General features: G+C 73.0%; 15 protein-coding genes and 1 pseudogene. 8 read left to right on the top strand and 8 right to left on the bottom strand.

Annotated elements, in window-relative coordinates; translation table 11 throughout:
• Positions 1–52: 52 nt before the first annotated feature.
• Together ABWI04_RS24325 and ABWI04_RS24320 are read left to right on the top strand one after the other, a co-directional pair.
• Positions 53–1,087, top strand: a complete 1,035-nt coding sequence (locus ABWI04_RS24325; protein WP_353833894.1) for an alpha/beta hydrolase — start codon at positions 53–55, stop codon at positions 1,085–1,087.
• Positions 1,088–1,232: 145 nt separating this feature from the next.
• Positions 1,233–1,811, top strand: a complete 579-nt coding sequence (locus tag ABWI04_RS24320) for a hypothetical protein (protein ID WP_353833893.1) — start codon at positions 1,233–1,235, stop codon at positions 1,809–1,811.
• Here the strand turns inward: ABWI04_RS24320 and ABWI04_RS24315 are convergent.
• Positions 1,808–2,431, bottom strand: a pseudogene (locus ABWI04_RS24315) (TIGR04222 domain-containing membrane protein); the annotation flags it as partial. The gene ABWI04_RS24320 and the pseudogene ABWI04_RS24315 overlap by 4 nt on opposite strands.
• Positions 2,432–2,501: 70 nt before the next feature.
• The gene (gene msrB / locus ABWI04_RS24310) at positions 2,502–2,903 is read right to left on the bottom strand and encodes a peptide-methionine (R)-S-oxide reductase MsrB (protein ID WP_345177270.1); all 402 of its coding nucleotides are present in this window, start codon (positions 2,901–2,903) and stop codon (positions 2,502–2,504) included.
• Positions 2,904–2,968: 65 nt separating this feature from the next.
• Here msrB and ABWI04_RS24305 point away from each other — a divergent pair, with 65 nt between their 5' ends.
• Positions 2,969–4,051 (top strand): DNA polymerase domain-containing protein, encoded by a 1,083-nt coding sequence (locus ABWI04_RS24305; RefSeq protein WP_353833892.1) that lies wholly within the window; start codon positions 2,969–2,971, stop codon positions 4,049–4,051.
• Between the two features lie 184 nt (positions 4,052–4,235).
• On the opposite strand, the gene ABWI04_RS24300 is transcribed toward ABWI04_RS24305, so the two are convergent.
• Positions 4,236–6,176, bottom strand: a complete 1,941-nt coding sequence (locus tag ABWI04_RS24300; RefSeq protein WP_353833891.1) for a Xaa-Pro dipeptidyl-peptidase — start codon at positions 6,174–6,176, stop codon at positions 4,236–4,238.
• Between the two features lie 164 nt (positions 6,177–6,340).
• On the opposite strand from ABWI04_RS24300, the gene ABWI04_RS24295 reads away from it, so the two are divergent.
• Positions 6,341–6,616, top strand: coding sequence for a DUF4236 domain-containing protein (locus ABWI04_RS24295; protein WP_353833890.1), 276 nt, complete (start codon positions 6,341–6,343; stop codon positions 6,614–6,616).
• Here ABWI04_RS24295 and leuA read toward each other — a convergent pair.
• Positions 6,603–8,279 (bottom strand): 2-isopropylmalate synthase, encoded by a 1,677-nt coding sequence (gene leuA, locus ABWI04_RS24290; RefSeq protein ID WP_353833905.1) that lies wholly within the window; start codon positions 8,277–8,279, stop codon positions 6,603–6,605. The genes ABWI04_RS24295 and leuA overlap by 14 nt on opposite strands.
• Before the next feature lie 301 nt (positions 8,280–8,580).
• Here leuA and ABWI04_RS24285 point away from each other — a divergent pair, with 301 nt between their 5' ends.
• Positions 8,581–9,288: a FadR/GntR family transcriptional regulator gene (locus ABWI04_RS24285; RefSeq protein ID WP_353833889.1), complete on the top strand. Its 708-nt coding sequence runs from the start codon at positions 8,581–8,583 to the stop codon at positions 9,286–9,288.
• On the opposite strand, the gene ABWI04_RS24280 is transcribed toward ABWI04_RS24285, so the two are convergent.
• A complete protein-coding gene (locus ABWI04_RS24280) occupies positions 9,271–11,682 on the bottom strand; it encodes a HelD family protein (RefSeq protein ID WP_353833888.1) in 2,412 nt (803 codons plus the stop codon). The two genes, ABWI04_RS24285 and ABWI04_RS24280, sit on opposite strands and share 18 nt — an antisense overlap.
• Before the next feature lie 219 nt (positions 11,683–11,901).
• Between ABWI04_RS24280 and ABWI04_RS24275 the strand changes: the two genes are divergently transcribed.
• A complete protein-coding gene (locus ABWI04_RS24275) occupies positions 11,902–13,593 on the top strand; it encodes an alkaline phosphatase D family protein (RefSeq protein ID WP_345177258.1) in 1,692 nt (563 codons plus the stop codon).
• A 61-nt stretch (positions 13,594–13,654) separates the two neighbouring features.
• On the opposite strand, the gene ABWI04_RS24270 is transcribed toward ABWI04_RS24275, so the two are convergent.
• On the bottom strand, positions 13,655–14,746 hold the full coding sequence (locus tag ABWI04_RS24270) for an ATP-dependent DNA ligase (RefSeq protein WP_345177255.1): 1,092 nt from the start codon (positions 14,744–14,746) through the stop codon (positions 13,655–13,657).
• A gap of 64 nt (positions 14,747–14,810) precedes the next feature.
• Here ABWI04_RS24270 and ABWI04_RS24265 point away from each other — a divergent pair, with 64 nt between their 5' ends.
• Together ABWI04_RS24265 and ABWI04_RS24260 are read left to right on the top strand one after the other, a co-directional pair.
• Entirely contained in the window at positions 14,811–15,512 is a 702-nt protein-coding gene (locus ABWI04_RS24265) for a dihydrofolate reductase family protein (protein ID WP_353833887.1), read from the top strand.
• Positions 15,513–15,680: 168 nt separating this feature from the next.
• Positions 15,681–16,082 carry a hypothetical protein gene (locus tag ABWI04_RS24260; RefSeq protein WP_345177250.1) on the top strand — a complete coding sequence of 134 codons (402 nt, stop codon included), beginning with the start codon at positions 15,681–15,683 and terminating at the stop codon, positions 16,080–16,082.
• Positions 16,083–16,092: 10 nt separating this feature from the next.
• Here ABWI04_RS24260 and glgX read toward each other — a convergent pair whose 3' ends face one another.
• Positions 16,093–18,201 (bottom strand): glycogen debranching protein GlgX, encoded by a 2,109-nt coding sequence (glgX, locus tag ABWI04_RS24255; RefSeq protein WP_345177248.1) that lies wholly within the window; start codon positions 18,199–18,201, stop codon positions 16,093–16,095.
• Positions 18,202–18,290: 89 nt separating this feature from the next.
• On the bottom strand, positions 18,291–18,750 hold a 460-nt coding region (locus tag ABWI04_RS24250; RefSeq protein ID WP_353833886.1), incomplete at its 5' end, for a GNAT family N-acetyltransferase.

The raw sequence follows: 18,750 nt of genomic DNA, 5'->3' as shown, positions 1-18,750 counted from the left end.
CAAATATTATGATTCCGTAGTAATTTCGGCGGCCCCGAGATCAGGAGGCCGCATGTCCCCATGGCCAGAAGACTTCGCCGGCAGGCTCGACGAGCACACCGTCGACAGCGAACTGCTTCGCGGCAACCCGCTGGGAGACCCGCACCGCAGGCCGCTGTGGGTCTACACGCCCCCCGGCTACGACGACGAGCCCGGGCGCCGCTACCCGGCCGTCTACATGCTGCTGGGCTTCACCGGAAGGCTGGAGGCCTGGAGCAGGGCGCCCACCGCCTACCGCAGGCCCGTGCCGGTCGCCGTCGACGAGCTGTTCGCGCGGGGCGCGGCGCCGCCCATGATCATGGTGTTCGTGGACGCCTGGACGGCCTACGGCGGAAGCCAGTACGTCGACTCGGCCGGGACGGGCCGGTACCACTCCTACCTGTGCGAGGAGATCGTCCCCTGGGTGGACGCCCGCTACCGGACGCTCGCCGCCCGCGACCACCGCGCCATCGCGGGGAAGTCGAGCGGGGGCCTGGGCGCCATGGTCACCTCGATGCTGAGGCCCGACCTGTTCGGCGCGTTCGCCACCCACTCCGGCGACGCCCTGTCGGAGGCCCAGTACATCCCCCACTTCCTGTGGGCCGCGCGGCATCTGCGCGCCTACGGCGGCGACATCCTCTCCTGGTGGGACGACTTCCGCTCCCGGGTCGCCTTCACCAAGGAGGAGGACATGCGGCTGCTGGAGATCCTCGGGGTGTCCGCCTGCTTCTCGCCCGGCGCCGACGGCACGCCGCTGCTGCCCTTCGACCCGGTCACCGGGGCGCTGCGGCCGCGGATCTGGGAGCGCTGGCTGGAGTGGGACCCGGTCCGGATGGCGCCCGCGCACGCCGAGGCGCTGCGGTCCATGCGGGCCATCTGGATCGACGCGGGGACCCGCGACGAATGGTTCCTGGACCTCGGCGCGCTGGCCTTCCGCGACGCCGTCGAGCAGGCGGGCGTGCCGCAGGAGAACGTCTTCTTCGAGCTCTTCGACGGCGGCCACCACGCGGTCGAGTACCGCCAGCCCCAGGCCGTCGCCTGGCTCGCCCACCGCCTGGCCGCCGGCTGACGCGCCGCCGGTGCCCCGGCGGGCCCATGGAAAACTCCCTGCTCGCCCGTAATCTGACCGGGTTCGGCGTCCCTCCGCGAGGATCTCGCCGTTCCTATTCCGGATCGCGCGTGGGGCGGGGGCGGCCGGCAGTAAAGTGCCGTCCGTGACCAAGTCTCCCGCCCGGCACGCCCGCGGACGGCACGCCCGGCCGCCGTCCGAGTTCTCGGCCCGCCTGCACCGCCTGCTCGCGTCCCTCCGCGAGTCCCGCAGGCGCCGGCTGGGCGTCGCGGGGGCGGTGACCGCGACGGCCGCGGTGCTCGCGGCCGTCGCCGTCCTGGCGCTGCCCGGCGGCTCGGGGCCCGCGCCCCGCGCCGCCGTCGCCGCCCGCACGGCCACCGTCCCGTCCCCGAACGAGCGCGTCGCGGCCGCCGCCGACCCCGACGAGATCACCGACGCGGTGCCGTACTTCGAGACGAAGGACCCCGGCAGGAAGGTCGTCAAGCACGTCACCGACGTCCGCCGCAGCGGCAGCTTCGTGCGCGTCTACACCGACCTCGGGGAGGCCGACGAGAACTCCGAGCCGGCCATCGACCTGTGCAAGTGGACGACCCAGTTCCTGAGGGACGGCGGCGACGACGAGCCCCGCGTCTTCGTCCACGGCAAGAGCGACGACAACGGCAGCGTCGTCCTGGCCAACAAGCAGAGCGACAAGGACGACTGCGAGGTACCCGAGACCCCTTAGTAGTTGCCGGATCCCCCGGAGTTCGAGTCGTAGTAGTAGCCCGAGTACTGCGTGTCGGACAGGCGGCTCTGCTCGGTGTTCCGGTTGACCCCGCTCAGGGCCCAGGCGTAGGGCAGGTCGAGCGGCTTGGGGTTGTCCATCTCCATGACCTGGCGGAGCTTGGCGTCCTCGACGGCGGCCGTGCCCAGCGCGGCGAGCCGTCTCACCGCCCCCGGCCCGGTGCCCTTCAGCGCGCCCGGCCCGGACGCGGTGCCGGACTCGGCGTCCGCGCGGAGCCTCCGCCGGGCCGCCCTGCCCTCGCGCGTCGGCCGGAGCCGGCCGCGGAACCCCCGGCGCAGGAGGCCCCTCCCGACCAGGCCGCCCGCGACGGCGGCCACCTCGTCGGATTCGGCGACCGCGTCGAGGACGTGGCCGAGCTGGATGCCGGTGTCGGGGACCTCGTCGAGAAGCGCGGCCTGGATCCCGTCGCCTGCCTCGCGCTCGACGACGGTCACGCGGCGCGTGCCCCGCGAGACCCGCACGCGGCGCCGTTCGTAGAGGGCGAGCAGGGCGCACTGCGCGGCGCGCGTGGGCCCGCCGCAGAGCAACGCGGTCTCGTAGGGGGTGAACTCGTCCACGGCGGCTCCCCGGGGGGCTGGCGGTCACTTCCGCGTTCGTCGATGTGACGCGTCAGGGCCCGGGGAGGTTGCGTCATTCGGCCGGTTCGAGGGTGAGCGAGATCGAGTTGATGCAGTACCGGTCGTCGGTCGGGGTGTCGTAGCCCTCGCCGTGGAAGACGTGCCCGAGGTGCGAGTCGCACACCGCGCAGCGGACCTCGGTGCGGACCATCCCGAGGGAGCGGTCCTCGATCAGCGTGACCGCGTCGGAGTCGGAAGGCGCGAAGAACGACGGCCAGCCGCAGTGGCTCTCGAACTTGGTCTCCGACCGGAACAGCTCGGTCCCGCACGCGCGGCACCGGTACACGCCGACGGTCTTGGTGTCGGTGTACTCGCCGGTGAAGGGCTTCTCGGTGCCCGCCTCACGCAGCACGCGGTACTCCTCCGGGCTGAGCCGGGCCCGCCACTCGTCCTCGCTTTTGCGGATCTTCTCCATGGGTTCGACCGTACCCGGCGCGGGTGCGCGGGAGGACTGTCGTGCCCGTGGGTTAACGTGCGGTTATGGCCTCGCCCTTCATCGAGATCCCGGTCGGGGATCGGCTCGTCAAGGTGACCAATCCCGACAAGGTCTACTTCCCCGAGCACGGCTACACCAAGCGGCAGCTCGTTGAGTACTACCTGGCCGTGGGGGAGGGGATCCTGCGCGCCACCCGCGACCGCCCGACGACGCTGGAACGCTGGCCCGCCGGGGTCTTCGAGGGCGCCAGGATGGCCACCCGCGAGGACTACGCCCGCGGCCAGGCGGGCATGGGCGCGGGCAAGTCGGACGCCTTCTACCAGAAGCGCATCCCGAAGGGCGCGCCCGACTGGGTGCGGACCGCCCGGATCGCCTTCCCCAGCGGCCGCTCCGCCGACGAGGTCTGCCCGACCGAGGTCGCCGTGATCGCCTGGGCGGCCAACCTCGGGACGCTGACCTTCCACCCATGGCCCGTCCGCAAGGGCGACGTCGACCATCCGGACGAGCTGCGCATCGACCTCGACCCGCAGCCCGGCACCGACTTCTCCGACGCCGTCCGGGTGGCGCTCGGCCCGGCCCGCGACCTGCTGTCGGAGCTGGGCTACACCGGGTACGTCAAGACGTCCGGCAAGGGCGGCGTGCACATCTACGTCCGCATCGAGCCGCGCTGGACGTTCACCGAGGTCCGCCGGGCCGCCCTCGCCTTCGGCCGCGAGGTGGAGCGCCGTGCCCCCGCCGAGGTCACCACGCGGTGGTGGAAGGAGGAGCGGGGCGAGCAGGTCTTCATCGACTTCAACCAGAACGCGCGCGACCGCACGATCGCGTCGGCCTACAGCGTCCGGCCGGCCCCGCACGCGCCGGTGTCGGCGCCCGTGACCTGGGACGAGCTGCCCGACGTCCACCCGCACGACTTCACCATCGCCACGATGCCGGCCCGCTTCGCCGAGGTGGGCGACCTGCACGCCGCGATCGACGACGCGTCCTTCTCCCTCGACGCCCTGCTCGACATGGCCGACCGCGACGAGAAGGACCACGGCCTCGGCGACATGCCGTACCCGCCGAACTACCCGAAGATGCCGGGGGAGCCCAAGCGCGTCCAGCCCAGCAAGGACACCGACAACCACTAGGGAATCTCCGCCGCACGGCTCCGAGCGTCTGACGGGCCCGGTCACCGGCTTCGTTCTCCGGCGAAGGGCTGACCGATCGTCCTCACCTGCTCGGAGCCCGGCGGGAGCGTCGCGTCGTGACGGGCGTGAGGCCCGCCGCCTCGGGGGCGGCGGACCTCACGGCAGGGGTCGGAGTGTCAGGGGATCAGTAGAGCTTGCGCTCCTGGACGGGAAGGCTGACCTCGGACGGGCCGCGCCACGTGGTCGCGCTGCGCGGCGGGGCGACCAGCGTCTCCACGTCCTCCCCGGCCGCGACGACCGGGACGGAGACGGAGCTGCCGCGCAGGTCGACCGTCACCTGAGCGCCGGTGGGCGTGTCGAAGTTGTAGTCCGCGTCCGTCCCGGCGAGGACGAGCGCCAGCCGGTGCCCCTTCTTCAGCAGGTACTCCTGGCTGAGCGTCTGCCAGGAGACGGTGTAGTAGCGGCCGGACCTCAGCGGCTCGGGCCGGCTCAGCGACCGGTGGTTCTGGGCGTCGAGCCACCCCCGGGCGACGACGTTGACCGGTGAGCTGACCGTCGTGACCTCGGTCTGCCGGTAGCAGGCGTCGTCGGCGGGCGTGCTCTCACCGTGGCAGTCCTCGGTGGTCAGGGTCCGGATGCCGGAGCCCGCGCCGAGGTAGTTCACGCGGGTGTCCTCGCCGTAGTCGACGAGCAGCGCGGTGAGGTTCGCGGTCGGTTTGTCCAGTTTGATCCTCAGCCGGGCGTCCGGGGTGCCGGACAGGCGGCCGGTCTTCGGCAGGGGCGCCGACACGAACGCCGTCCGGTAGGGCCGCGCCGCCGTGGGATCGGCGACCATCGCCTCCTCCGGGTATCCCGCGCCCTCGGGGCCGGCGGCGTCGGTGAAGGAGGCGGTCGCGCCCGCCGCGGCCGGCTTCAGGCCCAGGGAGCCGTCCGCGCCGGGGCGCAGGACGACGCCGCGCGCGTCGCGGGACGGCCAGTCCCGCTGGGTGATCCACTGGTCCGGTCCGACCTCGATGTCGGCGCGCGGCTCGCTCATGATGCCGTTGGGCACCTTCTGCAGTTCGTGGTCGAACCACCGGTGCAGGGTCGCCACCCACGCGTCCCGCCGGGTGTCGAACGGGTCGACGTGGCCGCGCTGCGACAGCCAGACCTTGCGCTGGACGCCGCGCCGCGCGAGGGCGCTCCACCACTTGGCGAAGTGGTCGTCCTTCACGTTCAGGTCGTTGACGCCGTGGGCGGCGAAGACGCTCGCGTGGACGCGGGAGGCCCGCGCGATCGTCCCGTCCCTGTAGTCGGCGGTCTTCCAGTAGGCGTTGTAGTTGCCGGTCGCGTCGTCCTCGCCCTCGTCCAGTTCCGTGTTGACGGCCGCGCACTTGGCGGGCGGGTCGGTGTCGACGTAGTCGGCGAGCCACGGCTGCTCGTCGTCGGTGTACTTCACGCCGTTCATCCGGCTGTAGTCGTACCAGCTGCTGATCGCCGAGATGGGGACGATCGTCTCCAGCCCCTCGACGCCGGTGGCCGCCACGCCGTTGGCGAGCGTCCCGTCGTAGGACTTGCCGATCATGCCGGTGCGGCCGGTCGTCCAGGTCGCCTTCACCGGGCTGCCGTCCGGCCGGTAGGCGCGGGCGCGCCCGTTGAGCCAGTCGACCACGGCCTTGCCGCCGAGGACGTCGGTCGGGCCGCCGCTGACCGGGCAGCCGTCGGAGCGGGTCGTGCCGACCATGTCCACGGCGAGGAACGCGTACCCGCGCGGGACGAAGTAGTTGTCGTAGTAGAGCGGGAACTTCACCGGGTTCCCGTTCGCGTCGTAGGTCTTGCGCTCGCTCTCGTTGCCGCGCCCCGCGTTGTCGTAGTAGGGGCTCTCATCCATGATCACCGGCACCCGCAGACCGTGCTCGGTCTCCTTCGGCCGGATGATGTCCACGTTGACGCGGTCCTTCTTGCCGTCCCGGTCGCTGTCCACGCCGGACTCGACGTAGACGTGCTCACGGATCGCGTCCTTGTAGGAGAAGACGGGCTGGGTGACCCCGTCCTTCACCACGATCTTGGGGGACGTCCCGGCCAGCGCCGTCGCGCCGCCGCCCGCGGCGGCGAGCGCCGCGCCGGTCAGCACGGCCGCCGTCATGGTCCGCCGGGTTCGTCTCAGGGATCGCCTGGCCAACCCGCACCTCCGTCTATGGAAACGATCTCCGACGGGCACAGGCTCCCCGGCCGGGGGCCGCGGGTAAAGGGCGGTGCGCGACGAAGACCGCCCGGATTTGGTCACGTCCTGCCCTTGCCCCGACAAAAATGTCCCTATTGCGGATTTCGGATGTCCGGGAAAGGGGCGCGGGGATGCCCGGCGCACCGGCCGGGCATCCCCGCCCCATGGGTTGGAGCTATCGGAAATCACTGAAGATGGGCCCGTTCCGCCTCAACTTCTCCAAGAAGGGCGTCGGGCACAGCGTCGGAGCGCGCGGAGCCCGCTACACCCGCTCGGCGGACGGGCGCCGTCACATGACGCTGCGCATCCCCGGAACCGGCCTGTCGTGGAGGCGGTCCCTGAAGTCGTCTAGCCGCTCTTAGCGCGGTTGACCGCGGACAGGACGGCCTCCACCGACGCGGTGAGCACGGACGTGTCGCGTCCCGCGCCCCAGCGGGTCACGCCGTCCACGCGGCACTCGGCATAGGCGACGGCCATGGCGTCGCGCCCGGTCCCGGCCGAGTGCTCGGCGTACCGCAGGACCTCCACCTCGATCCCGGCGGAGGCCAGCGCGCCGGTCAGGGCGTCCAGCGGGCCGTTGCCCGTGCCGGTGCGCTCGCGCCCGGCGCCGTCGACCCGGACCACGCCGGTGAAGTCGTGCCGCCCCGGACCCGTGCGGGAGGTCCGCCACCCGGTCACCTGGACCGGTCCCGGCCGGTCCAGGTACTCGGCGCGGAACAGCTCCCACAGCTCGTCCGCGGTGACCTCCTCGCCGCTGCCGTCCGTCGCCCGCTGCACCACGCGCGAGAACTCGATCTGCAGGCGGCGCGGCAGGTCGAGGCCGTGCCCGGTGCGCAGCAGGTAGGAGACGCCGCCCTTCCCGGACTGGCTGTTGACCCGGATCACCGCCTCGTAGCCGCGCCCGACGTCGGCGGGATCGACCGGCAGGTACGGCACGTCCCACGGCAGCCGCTCCGGCGGCACGCCCCGCTCCGCGGCGAGGCGCGCGTGGCGCGCCATGCCCTTGGCGATCGCGTCCTGGTGGGTGCCGGAGAACGCCGTGTACACGAGGTCGCCGCCGTACGGGTGCCGCTCGTGGACGGGCAGCCGGTTGCAGTGCTCGACCGTCCGCCGGATCTCGTCGATGTCGGAGAAGTCGATCCGCGGGTCGACGCCCTGCGCGTGCAGGTTCAGCGCCAGGGTGACCAGGTCGACGTTGCCCGTCCGCTCCCCGTTGCCGAAGAGGCAGCCCTCGATCCGCTGCGCGCCGGCCAGCAGCGCCAGCTCGGCGCAGGCGACGCCCGTCCCGCGGTCGTTGTGCGGGTGGACCGACAGGATGACCGCGTCGCGCCTGGCCAGGTTGCGGTGCATGTACTCGATCTGGTCGGCGTACACGTTCGGGGTGGCGATCTCGACCGTGGCCGGCAGGTTCAGGATCACCGGCCGGTCGGGGGAGGCGTCCCAGAGCGCGGTGACCGCGTCGCACACCTCCAGCGCGTAGTCGGGCTCGGTGACGTTGAAGGTCTCGGGGGAGAACTCGAACCGCACGCCCGGCCCCGCGAGCCGCGCCACGTCGGCCGCCCCGTCCAGGATCAGCCGCCGCACCCCGTCCCGGCCGGACCCGAGCACGACGTCGCGCCACACCGGCCCCGTCGCCGTGTACAGGTGGACGACGGCCCTCGGCAGCCCCGCGACGGAGGCGAACGTCCGCTCGATCAGCTCCGTGCGCGCGGGCGTGAACACGACGGGCGTCACGTCGTCGGGCACGCCGGTCTCGGCCAGGTGCCGGACGAAGTCGAAGTCGGTCCGGCTGGCCGAGGGGTAGCCGACCTCGATCTCCTTGAAGCCCATCGCCACGAGCAGGTCGAACATGCGGCGCTTGCGGGCGGTGTCCATGGGCTCGGCCAGCGCCTGGTTGCCGTCCCGCAGGTCGACGGGCACCCACAGGGGCGCGCTCTCGACGCGCCTGGACGGCCAGGTCCGCTCGACGTCCGGCACGGGCGACGGCACGCGCTCGTGGACGGACCGGTACCGGTGGAACGGCATGGAGCTGCCGCGCTGGGGGTTCCAGAAGGGCGCGCCGTCCGCCACCGGGCCGGACGGGGTGCGCAGGGTGGGAAAGCGCGTGGGCGTACTGGGGGAGGTCATGGGCCTGTTCCTCGTTCGATCGCCGGACGACCGGCAGCACCGGACCCCGCGGCGGGGTGCCGGTCAGGATCAGGCCCCGCCGCGGCGACCGAGAAGAAGGCCCTGCCACGACACGCCGCCAGCCAACCACACCTCAGCTCCTCAGACAAGCTGAGGTGGCCTACCCTGGAGGCCCGCCGCCGTCCCCGGAGGACTCCCGATGCCGCTCGGCCCGCTCCGTCCCAGCCCGCTCGTCGAGCAGGCCGCGCAGCGCCTGCGCGACCAGATCGCCGCCGGGGCCTGGCCGGTCGGGACGCGGCTGCCCGGCGAGACGACCCTCGCCAGGGAACTGGGCGTGGGCCGCTCCACCGTCCGCGAGGCCCTGCGCGCCCTGGCCGGGGCCGGTCTCGTGCAGGCCCGGCAGGGCGCGGGCGTCTTCGTCACCGCGACCGAGCCGGCCGAGGACTGGCCCGCTCGGCTCCGCCGCGCCTCGGTCGCCGACGTCTACGAGATCCGCGCCATGCTTGAGGTCCGCGCCGCCGAGCTGGCCGCCGAGCGCCGCACGCCGGACGACCTGGGCGTCCTCGACCGGGCGCTCGCCGACCGCGACGCGGCCCTGGCCGGCGAAGGCGCCGGCCCCGGCGTCGAGGCGTTCATCGACGCCGACATCGCCCTGCACACCGCCGTCGTGGCCGCCGCGCACAACCCGGTCCTCGCCGACCTGTACGCCGGGTTCGTGCCCGTCCTGCGCGACGGCCTGCTCGACCTCGCCGCCCTGGTCGACGTCCGCGCGGCCGACGACGCCCACGGCCGGGCGGCCCACGCCGCCCTGGTCGAGGCCGTCCGCGCCCGGGATCCGGCGGCCGCGAGCGCCGTCATCAGGGCCGAGCTCGACCGGACCCTGGCCGGCCTACTCCAGGGCGGATAGCAGGGGCGGCAGGTCGCCGTCGTGGACGACCGTCAGGCGGCGCGTGGCCCGGGTGAGGGCGACGTAGAGGTCCTGACCGCCCTTGGCGGACTCGGCGAGGATCCCGGCCGGGTCGACGACGACGACCGAGTCGAACTCCAGGCCCTTGGCCTCCTCGGCGGTGAGGACGACCACGGGCGAGTCGAGGGCCTCGGGGGTGGCGCCGACGGCGGCGTCCGGGAGGGCCCGCAGCACGCCGGCGTGGCGCGCCGCCGAGGTGATGACGGCGAGGCGGCCCTCCTTGAAGGCGCCGCCGATGTCCTCGCCGCCGGTCACCAGGACGAGCTCCGAGCGCACGAGGGACGGCAGCTCGTCGACCGGCATCGCGATCGCGGCGGGCGGCGGCCCGTCGTCGCGGACGGGTTCGGGCGGCGTCTGGTCCGGGGCGACGGCGGCCAGGACGTCCGCGGCGACCTTCATGATGGCGGCCGGGGTGCGGTAGTTGACCATGAGCCGCTGCTCGCGCCACCGGCCCGGGACGTAGCGGTCGAGCATCTGGCCCCACGAGGCCGCGCCCGCCGCGCTGCCCGTCTGGGCGATGTCGCCGACCACCGTGAGGGAGCGCGTCGGGACGCGCCGCATCACGGTCCGCCACGCCATCTCCGAGAGCTCCTGCGCCTCGTCCACGATGACGTGGCCGTAGGCCCACTCGCGGTCGGCCTTGGCGCGCTGGGCGGTGGTGAGGCGCGGGCCGCCGTCGTGGTGGCGCTCGGCCAGCTCGCTCGCGGAGATCAGGTCGCTGGCCAGGATCATCTCGGTGCCGTCCGTGGTCTGCATGACCTCGCGGGCGTAGCGCTCCTCCTCGGCGAGCCTGGCCTGCGCGGCCCTCGCGCGGGCCTTGTCGGCGGAGTCGTCCTTGCCGAGGAGTTCGGCGGCCTCGTCCAGCAGGGGGACGTCGGAGACCGTCCACGGCGAGCCCGGCGGGCGGTGCAGGAGCTCCCGCTCGTCGGGGGACAGGCCGGCCTCGGCGCCCACGCGCGCCACCGCCTCGGGGGAGCCGTAGAGGTCGCCGAGGAGCCGCTCGGGGGTCAGGTCGGGCCACAGATCGTCCAGAGCGGACCGGACGCCCGGGTCCTGCCAGAGGGCCTCCTTGGCCAGGCGGAGGTCCGTCTCGTCCAGGAGGGGCTCGTCCTCGGCCTCGTCGATCAGCTCCTGGAGCCAGCCGGGCAGCCCGCCGGACTTCGCCATCTCCTCGAGGGGCTCGTCCATGATGCGGTCGAACTGCTCGGCCCGGTCGAAGGCGAGCGCCTCCAGCATGTCGTGGACGAAGCGGCGGCGCTGGAGGTTGTGCGGGGCGCGCAGGGCGCGGGCGCGGTCACGGATCCGCTCGCACTTGTCGGCATCCACCACCAGCGTGAGGCCGTCGGCCTCGACGCGCAGCCCTCCGGCCGGGACGCGCTGCCGGTCGCGGACGGCGGCCTCCACGAGGCCCGCCATCCGCAGGTCGCCCTTGAGGACGGCGGCCGCGGGAGTCTCGGCGGCGGTCGCCTTGAGCCCCGGGTACAGCTCGCCGACCGTGGCCAGCGCCACGTCCGTCTCGCCCAGGCCGGGCAGCACCTGCTCGATGTAGCGCAGGAACGTGGCGTTCGGGCCCACGATGAGGACGCCGCGCCGCTCCAGGACGTCGCGATGCGTGTAGAGGAGGTAGGCGGCCCGGTGCAGGGCGGCGACCGTCTTGCCCGTGCCGGGCCCGCCCTGGACGACCAGGACCCCTTGGAGGCCGGAGCGGATGACCTGGTCCTGCTCCTCCTGGATGGTGGCGACGACGTCGCTCATCCGGCCCGTCCTGCCGCGGCGGAGGGTGGAGAGCAGGGCCGCCTCGCCGACGATGCCGCCGCGCTCGGACTCCTCCAGGCCGTCCAGGTCGAACACCTCGTCGTCCAGCCGGACGACCTCCCGGTGGCGCAGGTGGAGGTGGCGGCGGCGGGCGAGCGTGCCGGGCGCCCCCGGCGTGGCGGTGTAGAACGGCCGGGCCGCCGCGGCGCGCCAGTCGATCAGGAGGGGCTCGTGGTCCTCGTCGCGCAGGCCGATGCGGCCGATGTAGAAGGTGTCGCCGGGGCCGTCGGCGTCGGCGCGGTGGTCGATGCGGCCGAAGCACAGGCCGTGCTCGACGGCGTTCAGCTGGACCAGCCGCCGGGCCGCCTCGTCCGTGGCGATGGCGCTCTCGACCCGCGCCTGGAACGCGGCGCCGCCGCCCGCCGCCGGCCCCTCGCGCAGCGCGGTCGCGGTCCTGTCGCGCTCGGCGTCGAGCCGCGCGTACACGCGGGACACGTAGTCCTGCTCGACGCGCACGGCGGCCGTCGCCGCCCTCTCATCCCGTTCGGGGTTGACAGTGTCCGCTTGACGATGTCCCATGCCCCGGCTACACTCCTATTCATAGGGTGGAGTATCTGTATGCGCATTTGCGACTCAGCAGTCTAGCACCCTTTCCGCGCTCCGCGTGATCTTCTAGCGCCCTCCAAAAGATCGTCTGTGTTGTGGCGGGCGTCATCCGCGCGGAACCCCCTGGACATCGATCTTCGTGAGGCTGTCGGCGAGCAGCACTGCCGGACCCCTCCGAAAGGTCACCTCTCCATGGCCGACTCCGCCCGCCCGCTGAACCGGCGCGCCTTCCTCGCCTCCAGCGGGCTCGCCACCAGCGGACTCCTCACCGCCGTCGCCGTGACCGGCGTACCCGGCACCGCCCACGCGGCCCCCCGGGGCCGCGCCCTGCCCGCCGACCCGTTCACCCTCGGCGTCGCCTCCGGCGACCCCGAGCCCGACGGGTTCGTCCTCTGGACCCGCCTGGCCCTGGACCCGCACGCCGAGGACGGCCTCGGCGGCATGCCCGCCCGCACCGTCCCCGTCCGCTGGGAGGTCTCCTCCGACTCCCGGTTCCGCCGCATCGACCGGCGCGGCACCGCCGCCGCCCGCCCCGACGCCGCCCACTCCGTCCACGTCGAGCTGAACGGCCTGCGCCCCGGCCGCGACTACTGGTACCGGTTCCGCGTGGACGGCCACGTCTCCCCGGTCGGGCGGACGCGCACCGCCCCCCACCCGGCCACCTTCGGCCCCGCCCTCGCCATGGCCTTCGTGTCGTGCTCGCAGTTCGAGCACGGCTACTTCACCGCGTACCGGCGGCTGGCCGAGGAGAACCCCGACCTCGTCCTGCACCTGGGCGACTACCAGTACGAGTACAAGAAGGGCGTCTACACGATCCCGGGCGGCAACGTCCGCGACCACGAGGGCCCCGAGACGGTCAGGCTGGCGGACTACCGCCTGCGGCACGCCCAGTACAAGACCGACCGCGACCTCCAGGCCGCGCACCAGGCCGCCCCGTGGCTCGTCGTGTTCGACGACCACGAGGTCGAGAACAACTGGGCCGGCTACGTCCCCGAGGAAGGCTCCGACACGCCCTCCTACGACGACTTCCGCGCCCGCCGCGCCGCCGCGTTCAAGGCGTACTACGAGAACATGCCGCTGCGCCGGCGGTCCGTTCCCGCGGGCCCCGACATGCAGGTCTACCGGCGGGTGCGGTGGGGCCGGCTGGCCAACTTCCACATGCTCGACACCCGCCAGTTCCGCGACGACCAGGGCTGCGGCGACGGCTACAAGGACTGCCCCGCCGCCACCGACCCCAAGCGCTCCATCACCGGCGCCGAGCAGGAGAAGTGGCTGCTCGACGGCTTCCGCCGCTCCACCGCCCGGTGGGACGTCCTCGGCCAGCAGGTCTTCTTCGCCCAGCGCGACAACACCGCCGGGCCCGTCAAGAAGACCTCGATGGACTCCTGGGACGGCTACGCCGCCTCCCGCGACCGGATCACCAAGGGCTGGCTGGACGCCGGGGTCCGCAACCCCGTCGTGCTCACCGGCGACGTCCACGCCCACTGGGCGAGCGACCTGAAGGCCGACTACGACGACCCGGACTCCAGGACGGTCGGCTCGGAACTGGTGTGCACCTCCATCACCAGCACCGGCGACGGCAAGGACTCCAACCCCGCCGACCACCCCTACCTCAAGATCAACCCGCATCTGCGCTTCTACAACAACCAGCGCGGCTACGTGCTGACGAGGATCGACAAGGAGGAGATGAGGGCCGACTTCAAGACGCTCCCGACCGTCCGGACCCCGGGCGCCGACATCTCCACCAAGGCGACGTTCGTCATCGAGGACCGCGTCCCCGGCGTCAACCAGGCCTACCTGCGGCCCTACGCCTCGGCGAAGGCGGCGGCGCAGCCGGACCAGGACCTGATCCGGCAGACCGTCCGGAACGAGACCCAGCCCTGAGGATCGGACGGCCGGGACGCGCGCAGCGTCCCGGCCGTCCCCGGCGCCGGGGCGTCAGCCCTCAGCGGTCCACGCGCGGGCTCGTCGCGGGACCGCCGAAGATGTCGTCGAGGTCGTAGGCCACCGGCACCTCCAGCTGGGCGTAGGTGCAGGAGTCCGGCGTCCGGTCGGGGCGCCAGTTCCGGAACCGCGCGGTGTGCCGGAACCGGTCGCCCTCCATCGCCTCGTACGCCACCTCGACCACCAGCTCCGGACGCAGCGGGACCCAGCTGAGGTCCTTCTTGCCCGTCCATCGGGAGATCGCCCCGGGCATGCGGTCGGCGGTCGCCTCCGTCTGGCTGGCCCACTCGGCCCACGGGTGCTGGGACAGGTCCTCCAGCCGGTAGGGCTGCAGCTCCTCGACCAGTTCGGCGCGGCGCTTCATCGTGAACGACGCCGCGACGCCGACGTGCTGGAGATTGCCGTCGGTGTTGTAGAGCCCGAGCAGCAGCGACCCCACGATGGGCCCCGACTTGTGCCAGCGGAAGCCCGCCACCACGCAGTCGGCCGTCCGCTCGTGCTTGACCTTGAACAGCACGCGCTTGTCGGGCTCGTACGGGGTGTCGCGCGGTTTGGCGATGACGCCGTCCAGCCCGGCGCCCTCGAACTCGTCGAACCAGCGCAGCGCCAGCTCGTAGGAGTCGGACGCGGGCGTGACGTGGATCGGCGCCTTCGCCCCGGCCAGGGTGTCGACGAGCCGCTGCCGCCGCTCGCCGAGCGGCACCTCCATCAGCGACTCGTCCCCGAGGGCGAGCAGGTCGAAGGCCACGAACGACGCCGGAGTCTGCTCCGACAGGAGCTTGACCCGGGAGGCGGCCGGGTGGATGCGCTGCTGGAGGGCGTCGAAGTCGAGGCGCGTCCCCCGGGGCAGCACGATCTCGCCGTCCACCACGCACCGCTCGGGCAGCTCGCGCCGCACCGCCTCGACCAGTTCGGGGAAGTAGCGGGTGAGCGGCTTCTCGCCGCGGCTGGACAGCTCCACCTCGTCGCCGTCGCGGAAGACGATGCAGCGGAACCCGTCCCACTTCGGCTCGTACAGCAGGTCGCCCTTGGGCATGGTCTTGACGGCCTTGGCCAGCATCGGCGGCAGCGGCGGGCTGATCGGCAGGTCCATGCCCCCCATCTTGCGCCCCCGCACCGACAAAAGGGCGCCCCGGGGGTCCGATAACGTGCAGGTCATGCGCCGTCTGCTGCCCGAGCCCGCCGCCGCCGGCGTCGATCCCTACGAGGCCTACGGAGACCTGCCGCGCCTGCGGCTCGGCATGGTCATGAGCGCGGACGGGTCCGTCACCGACGCCGAGGGCTGGACCGACGGCCTCGGCGGCGCCGCCGACTTCCGCGTCTTCCGGACCCTGCGCGCCCTGGCCGGCGCGATCCTCGTCGGCGCCGGGACCGTCCGCACCGGACGCCTCGGCCCCGCGCGGCTGCGCCCCGACCTGCGGGCCCGCCGCGGCGGGCCTCCCGCCCCCATCGTGGTGGTGAGCCGCTCCCTCGACCTCGACTGGACGCTCCCGCTGTTCACCGAGGCGGAGACGCCCACCGTCGTCGTGACGACCCGGAACGCCGGGGCCGGGGTTCCGGGCCACCTCCGGGTGGTCGCGGAAGGCGACGACGAGGTCGATCTCCCCGCCGCCGTGAGAGCCTTGCGCGAGGACCTCGGCTACGAGCACCTCCTCTGCGAGGGCGGCCCGTCCCTGGCCACCGCGCTCATCAGGGCGTCGCTCGTCGACGAGTTGTGCCTCAACATCGCGCCCACCCTCCTCGGAGGCGCGCGCCACACCCGCCTGCTGGAGGGTCTGGACGCCGAGGTGCCGCTCGAACCGGCCGCCCTCTACCTCGACGAGGGCGTGCTGTTCGTCCGCTACCGGTTGCGGGCGTAGCGCGGGCCCGGCTCCCGCGACCTCCGTGAGGACGTCCGCGGCACCCCCGCACGGACCGGCGTGGTGACGGTCTGTCCCCCAATCTGTACGAATCCGTCATGCCGGAAGCGCTGGGGGGCGACACTAGGCGGCAGGGGGACGGGTGAGAATCTCACGAAAGGAGCGGGGGTGGAGTACGCCGCATTGGGCGCGTGGATCATCGCCGCCGTCGCGGGCGGATATCTGCTGGTCGTGTGGTGGGTCAACGGGGGGCGTTCGACGAAGGTGACGCGGTTCCCGCGGCTGGTCGTGGCGGGGCATCCGCTCTCGGCCGTCGCGGGCCTGGCCGTGTGGATCGTCTACGTCGTCACGGGGAACGCCGCCTACGCCTGGGTCGCCTTCGCGGCCCTGCTCGTCATCATCTTCCAGGGACTGCTGCTGTTCACCCGCTGGCTCGTCGGCCGCGGCGGCCGCCACGCCAGGGGAGCGGAGCAGGCGTTCCCGGCCGCGGCCGTCGCCGTTCACGGCGCGGTGGCGGTCGCGACGTTCGTCCTGGTCTTCCTGACCGCGATGGAGGTCGGCCGGGCGTGAGCCGCGCGGCTCACGCCCCGCGCCGCAGGACGAGGAGCGCGCGGTCGCCGACCGTCACCACGTCGCGGGCCTTGAGGCGGGGACGCTCGCCGACCGTGCCGGGCTCGGCGGTGTCGAGGGCGAACTCCCAGCGCTCGCCGTACTCGGCGCCGGGCAGCGTGAACTCGACCGGCTCCGACCCGGCGTTGATCAGCAGCAGGAACGAGTCGTCCCGGACGCGCCGGCCGCGCGGGTCGGGTTCGGTGATGGCGTCGCCGTTGAGGAACACGCCGAGCGACTTGGCGAAGCCGACGTTCCAGTCCTGGTCGGTCATGCTCTCGCCGGCCGGGGTCAGCCAGGCGATGTCGGCGGCGGCGCCGCGGCCCGTCCCGGTGAAGAAGCGGCGGCGGCGGAACACCGGGTGGTCGTGCCGCAGCCGCGACAGGAGCCGGACGAACTCCATGTCGCCCGAGTCCTCCCAGTGGACCCAGGCGATCTCGTTGTCCTGGCAGTAGGCGTTGTTGTTGCCCTCCTGCGTGCGGCCGAGCTCGTCGCCGTGGGAGAGCATCGGCACGCCCTGCGACAGGAACAGCGTCGCGAGGAAGTTGCGGCGCTGGCGGGCCCGCAGGTCGAGGACCCCGGGGTCGCGGGTGGGACCCTCCACGCCGCAGTTCCACGACCGGTTGTCGTCGGTGCCGTCCCGGTTGTCCTCGCCGTTGGCCTCGTTGTGCTTGTGGTCGTAGGAGACGAGGTCGGTGAGCGTGAACCCGTCGTGGCAGGTCACGAAGTTGATGGACGCGAACGGCCGGCGCGCGCTGTGCTCGTAGAGGTCGGAGGAGCCGGTCAGCCGGGACGCGAACTCCGGCATGGTCGCGTACGAGCCGCGCCAGAAGTCGCGGACGGTGTCGCGGTACTTGCCGTTCCACTCCGTCCACAGCGGCGGGAAGTTGCCGACCTGGTAGCCGCCCTCTCCCACGTCCCACGGCTCGGCGATGAGCTTCACCTGGGACACGACGGGGTCCTGCTGGACGAGGTCGAAGAACGCGGCCAGCCGGTCGACGTCGTGCAGTTCGCGGGCCAGCGCCGAGGCGAGGTCGAAGCGGAACCCGTCGACGTGCATGTCCAGGATCCAGTAGCGCAGCGAGTCCATGATGAGCTGCAGCGCGTGCGGGTTCCGGACGTTCAGCGAGTTGCCGCAGCCGGTGTAGTCGAGGTGGTAGCGCTTGTCGTCGTCGCGCAGCCGGTAGTACGACGCGTTGTCGATGCCCCGGAACGACAGCGTCGGGCCCAGGTGGTCGCCCTCCGCCGTGTGGTTGTAGACGACGTCCAGGATGACCTCGATGCCCGCCTCGTGCAGGGCGCGGACCATCGCCTTGAACTCCAGCACCTGCTCGCCGGACTGCCCCGAGGAGCTGTAGGAGTTGTGCGGCGCGAAGAACCCGATCGTGTTGTAGCCCCAGTAGTTGTCGAGGCCCCGCGCCACCAGGGCGTGCTCGGGCACCGACTGGTGCACCGGCATCAGCTCGACCGCGGTCACCCCGAGGTCGAGGAGGTGGTCGATCATCACCGGGTGCCCGACGCCCGCGTAGGTCCCGCGCTGCTCCTCGGGGACGCCCGGGTGCAGCTTCGTCAGGCCCTTGACGTGCGCCTCGTAGATGACGCTCTCGTGGTAGGGGACGCGCGGCGGCCGGTCGTCCCCCCAGTCGAAGAACGGGTTGACCACCACGTTCTTCGGCATGTACGGGGCACTGTCGTCCTCGTTCAGCGCGTCGGGGTCGGCGAACCGGTAGGAGAACAGCGCCTCGTGCCAGTGGATCAGCTCGTGCGGCGTGACACCCGCGACGGCCTTGCCGTACGGGTCGAGCAGCAGCTTGGACGGGTTGCAGCGGTGCCCCTCGCGGGGGTCGAACGGCCCGTGCACCCGGTACCCGTACCGCTGGCCGGGCCCGATGCCGGGCAGGTAGCCGTGCCAGACGAACCCGTCCACCTCCGGCAGGTCGCGCCGCGTCTCGCGCCCCTCGGCGTCGAAAAGGCACAGCTCGACCCGCCGGGCCACCTCCGAGAACAGCGCGAAGTTCGTGCCCGTGCCGTCCCAGGTGGCGCCCAGCGGATAGGGGTCCCCGGGCCACACCTCCCGCATGCTCCTCCACCCCTCGGCCGGTTCCTCTGGCCCGTCGATTGTGGCCTACCCGCACCCTTCCCCGCGCGCGGAGGCCTTTCACACACGTGTCATTCCGGTGCGGCGCGGTGGGGGAGGCGCCAGACGACCTCCTCGTCGCGGGTCTCCCCGGTACGGCGCAGCCCGATCCTCGACGCGACGGCCGCGGACGCGCGGTTGTTCGGGTGGACCGTCGCGACGACGTCGCCCACGCCGTGCGCCGCGAGCCAGTCCAGCAGCGCGCGGGCGGCCTCGGTGGCGAACCCGAACCCCTGGTACGGCATGCCGATCACCCAGGCGACCGACGCGAGCAGCCGGGGCGGGCCCGGCGTGACCGTCGACCCGGCCGAGGCGGGCGTCACGGCGAACCCCGGCGGCGCCGGGGTGACCGTCGCCTGCACGTACCCGACGGCCTGCCCGTCGCGGGTGCGGCGGACGATCCAGTTCAGCCAGCACTCCTGGTGGTAGGGCGCCGGGCCCGCGACCAGGTGCGCGTAGCGGGCGCGCAGCTCGTCGCGCGTGAGGGGCTCG

Origin of the sequence: Actinomadura sp. NPDC000929, assembly GCF_040492065.1 — a bacterium.
Classification (GTDB): Bacteria; Actinomycetota; Actinomycetes; order Streptosporangiales; family Streptosporangiaceae; genus Spirillospora; species Spirillospora verrucosospora.
Note: the sequence above shows the minus strand (reverse complement) of the source record. Positions and strands in the feature narration are given on the sequence as shown.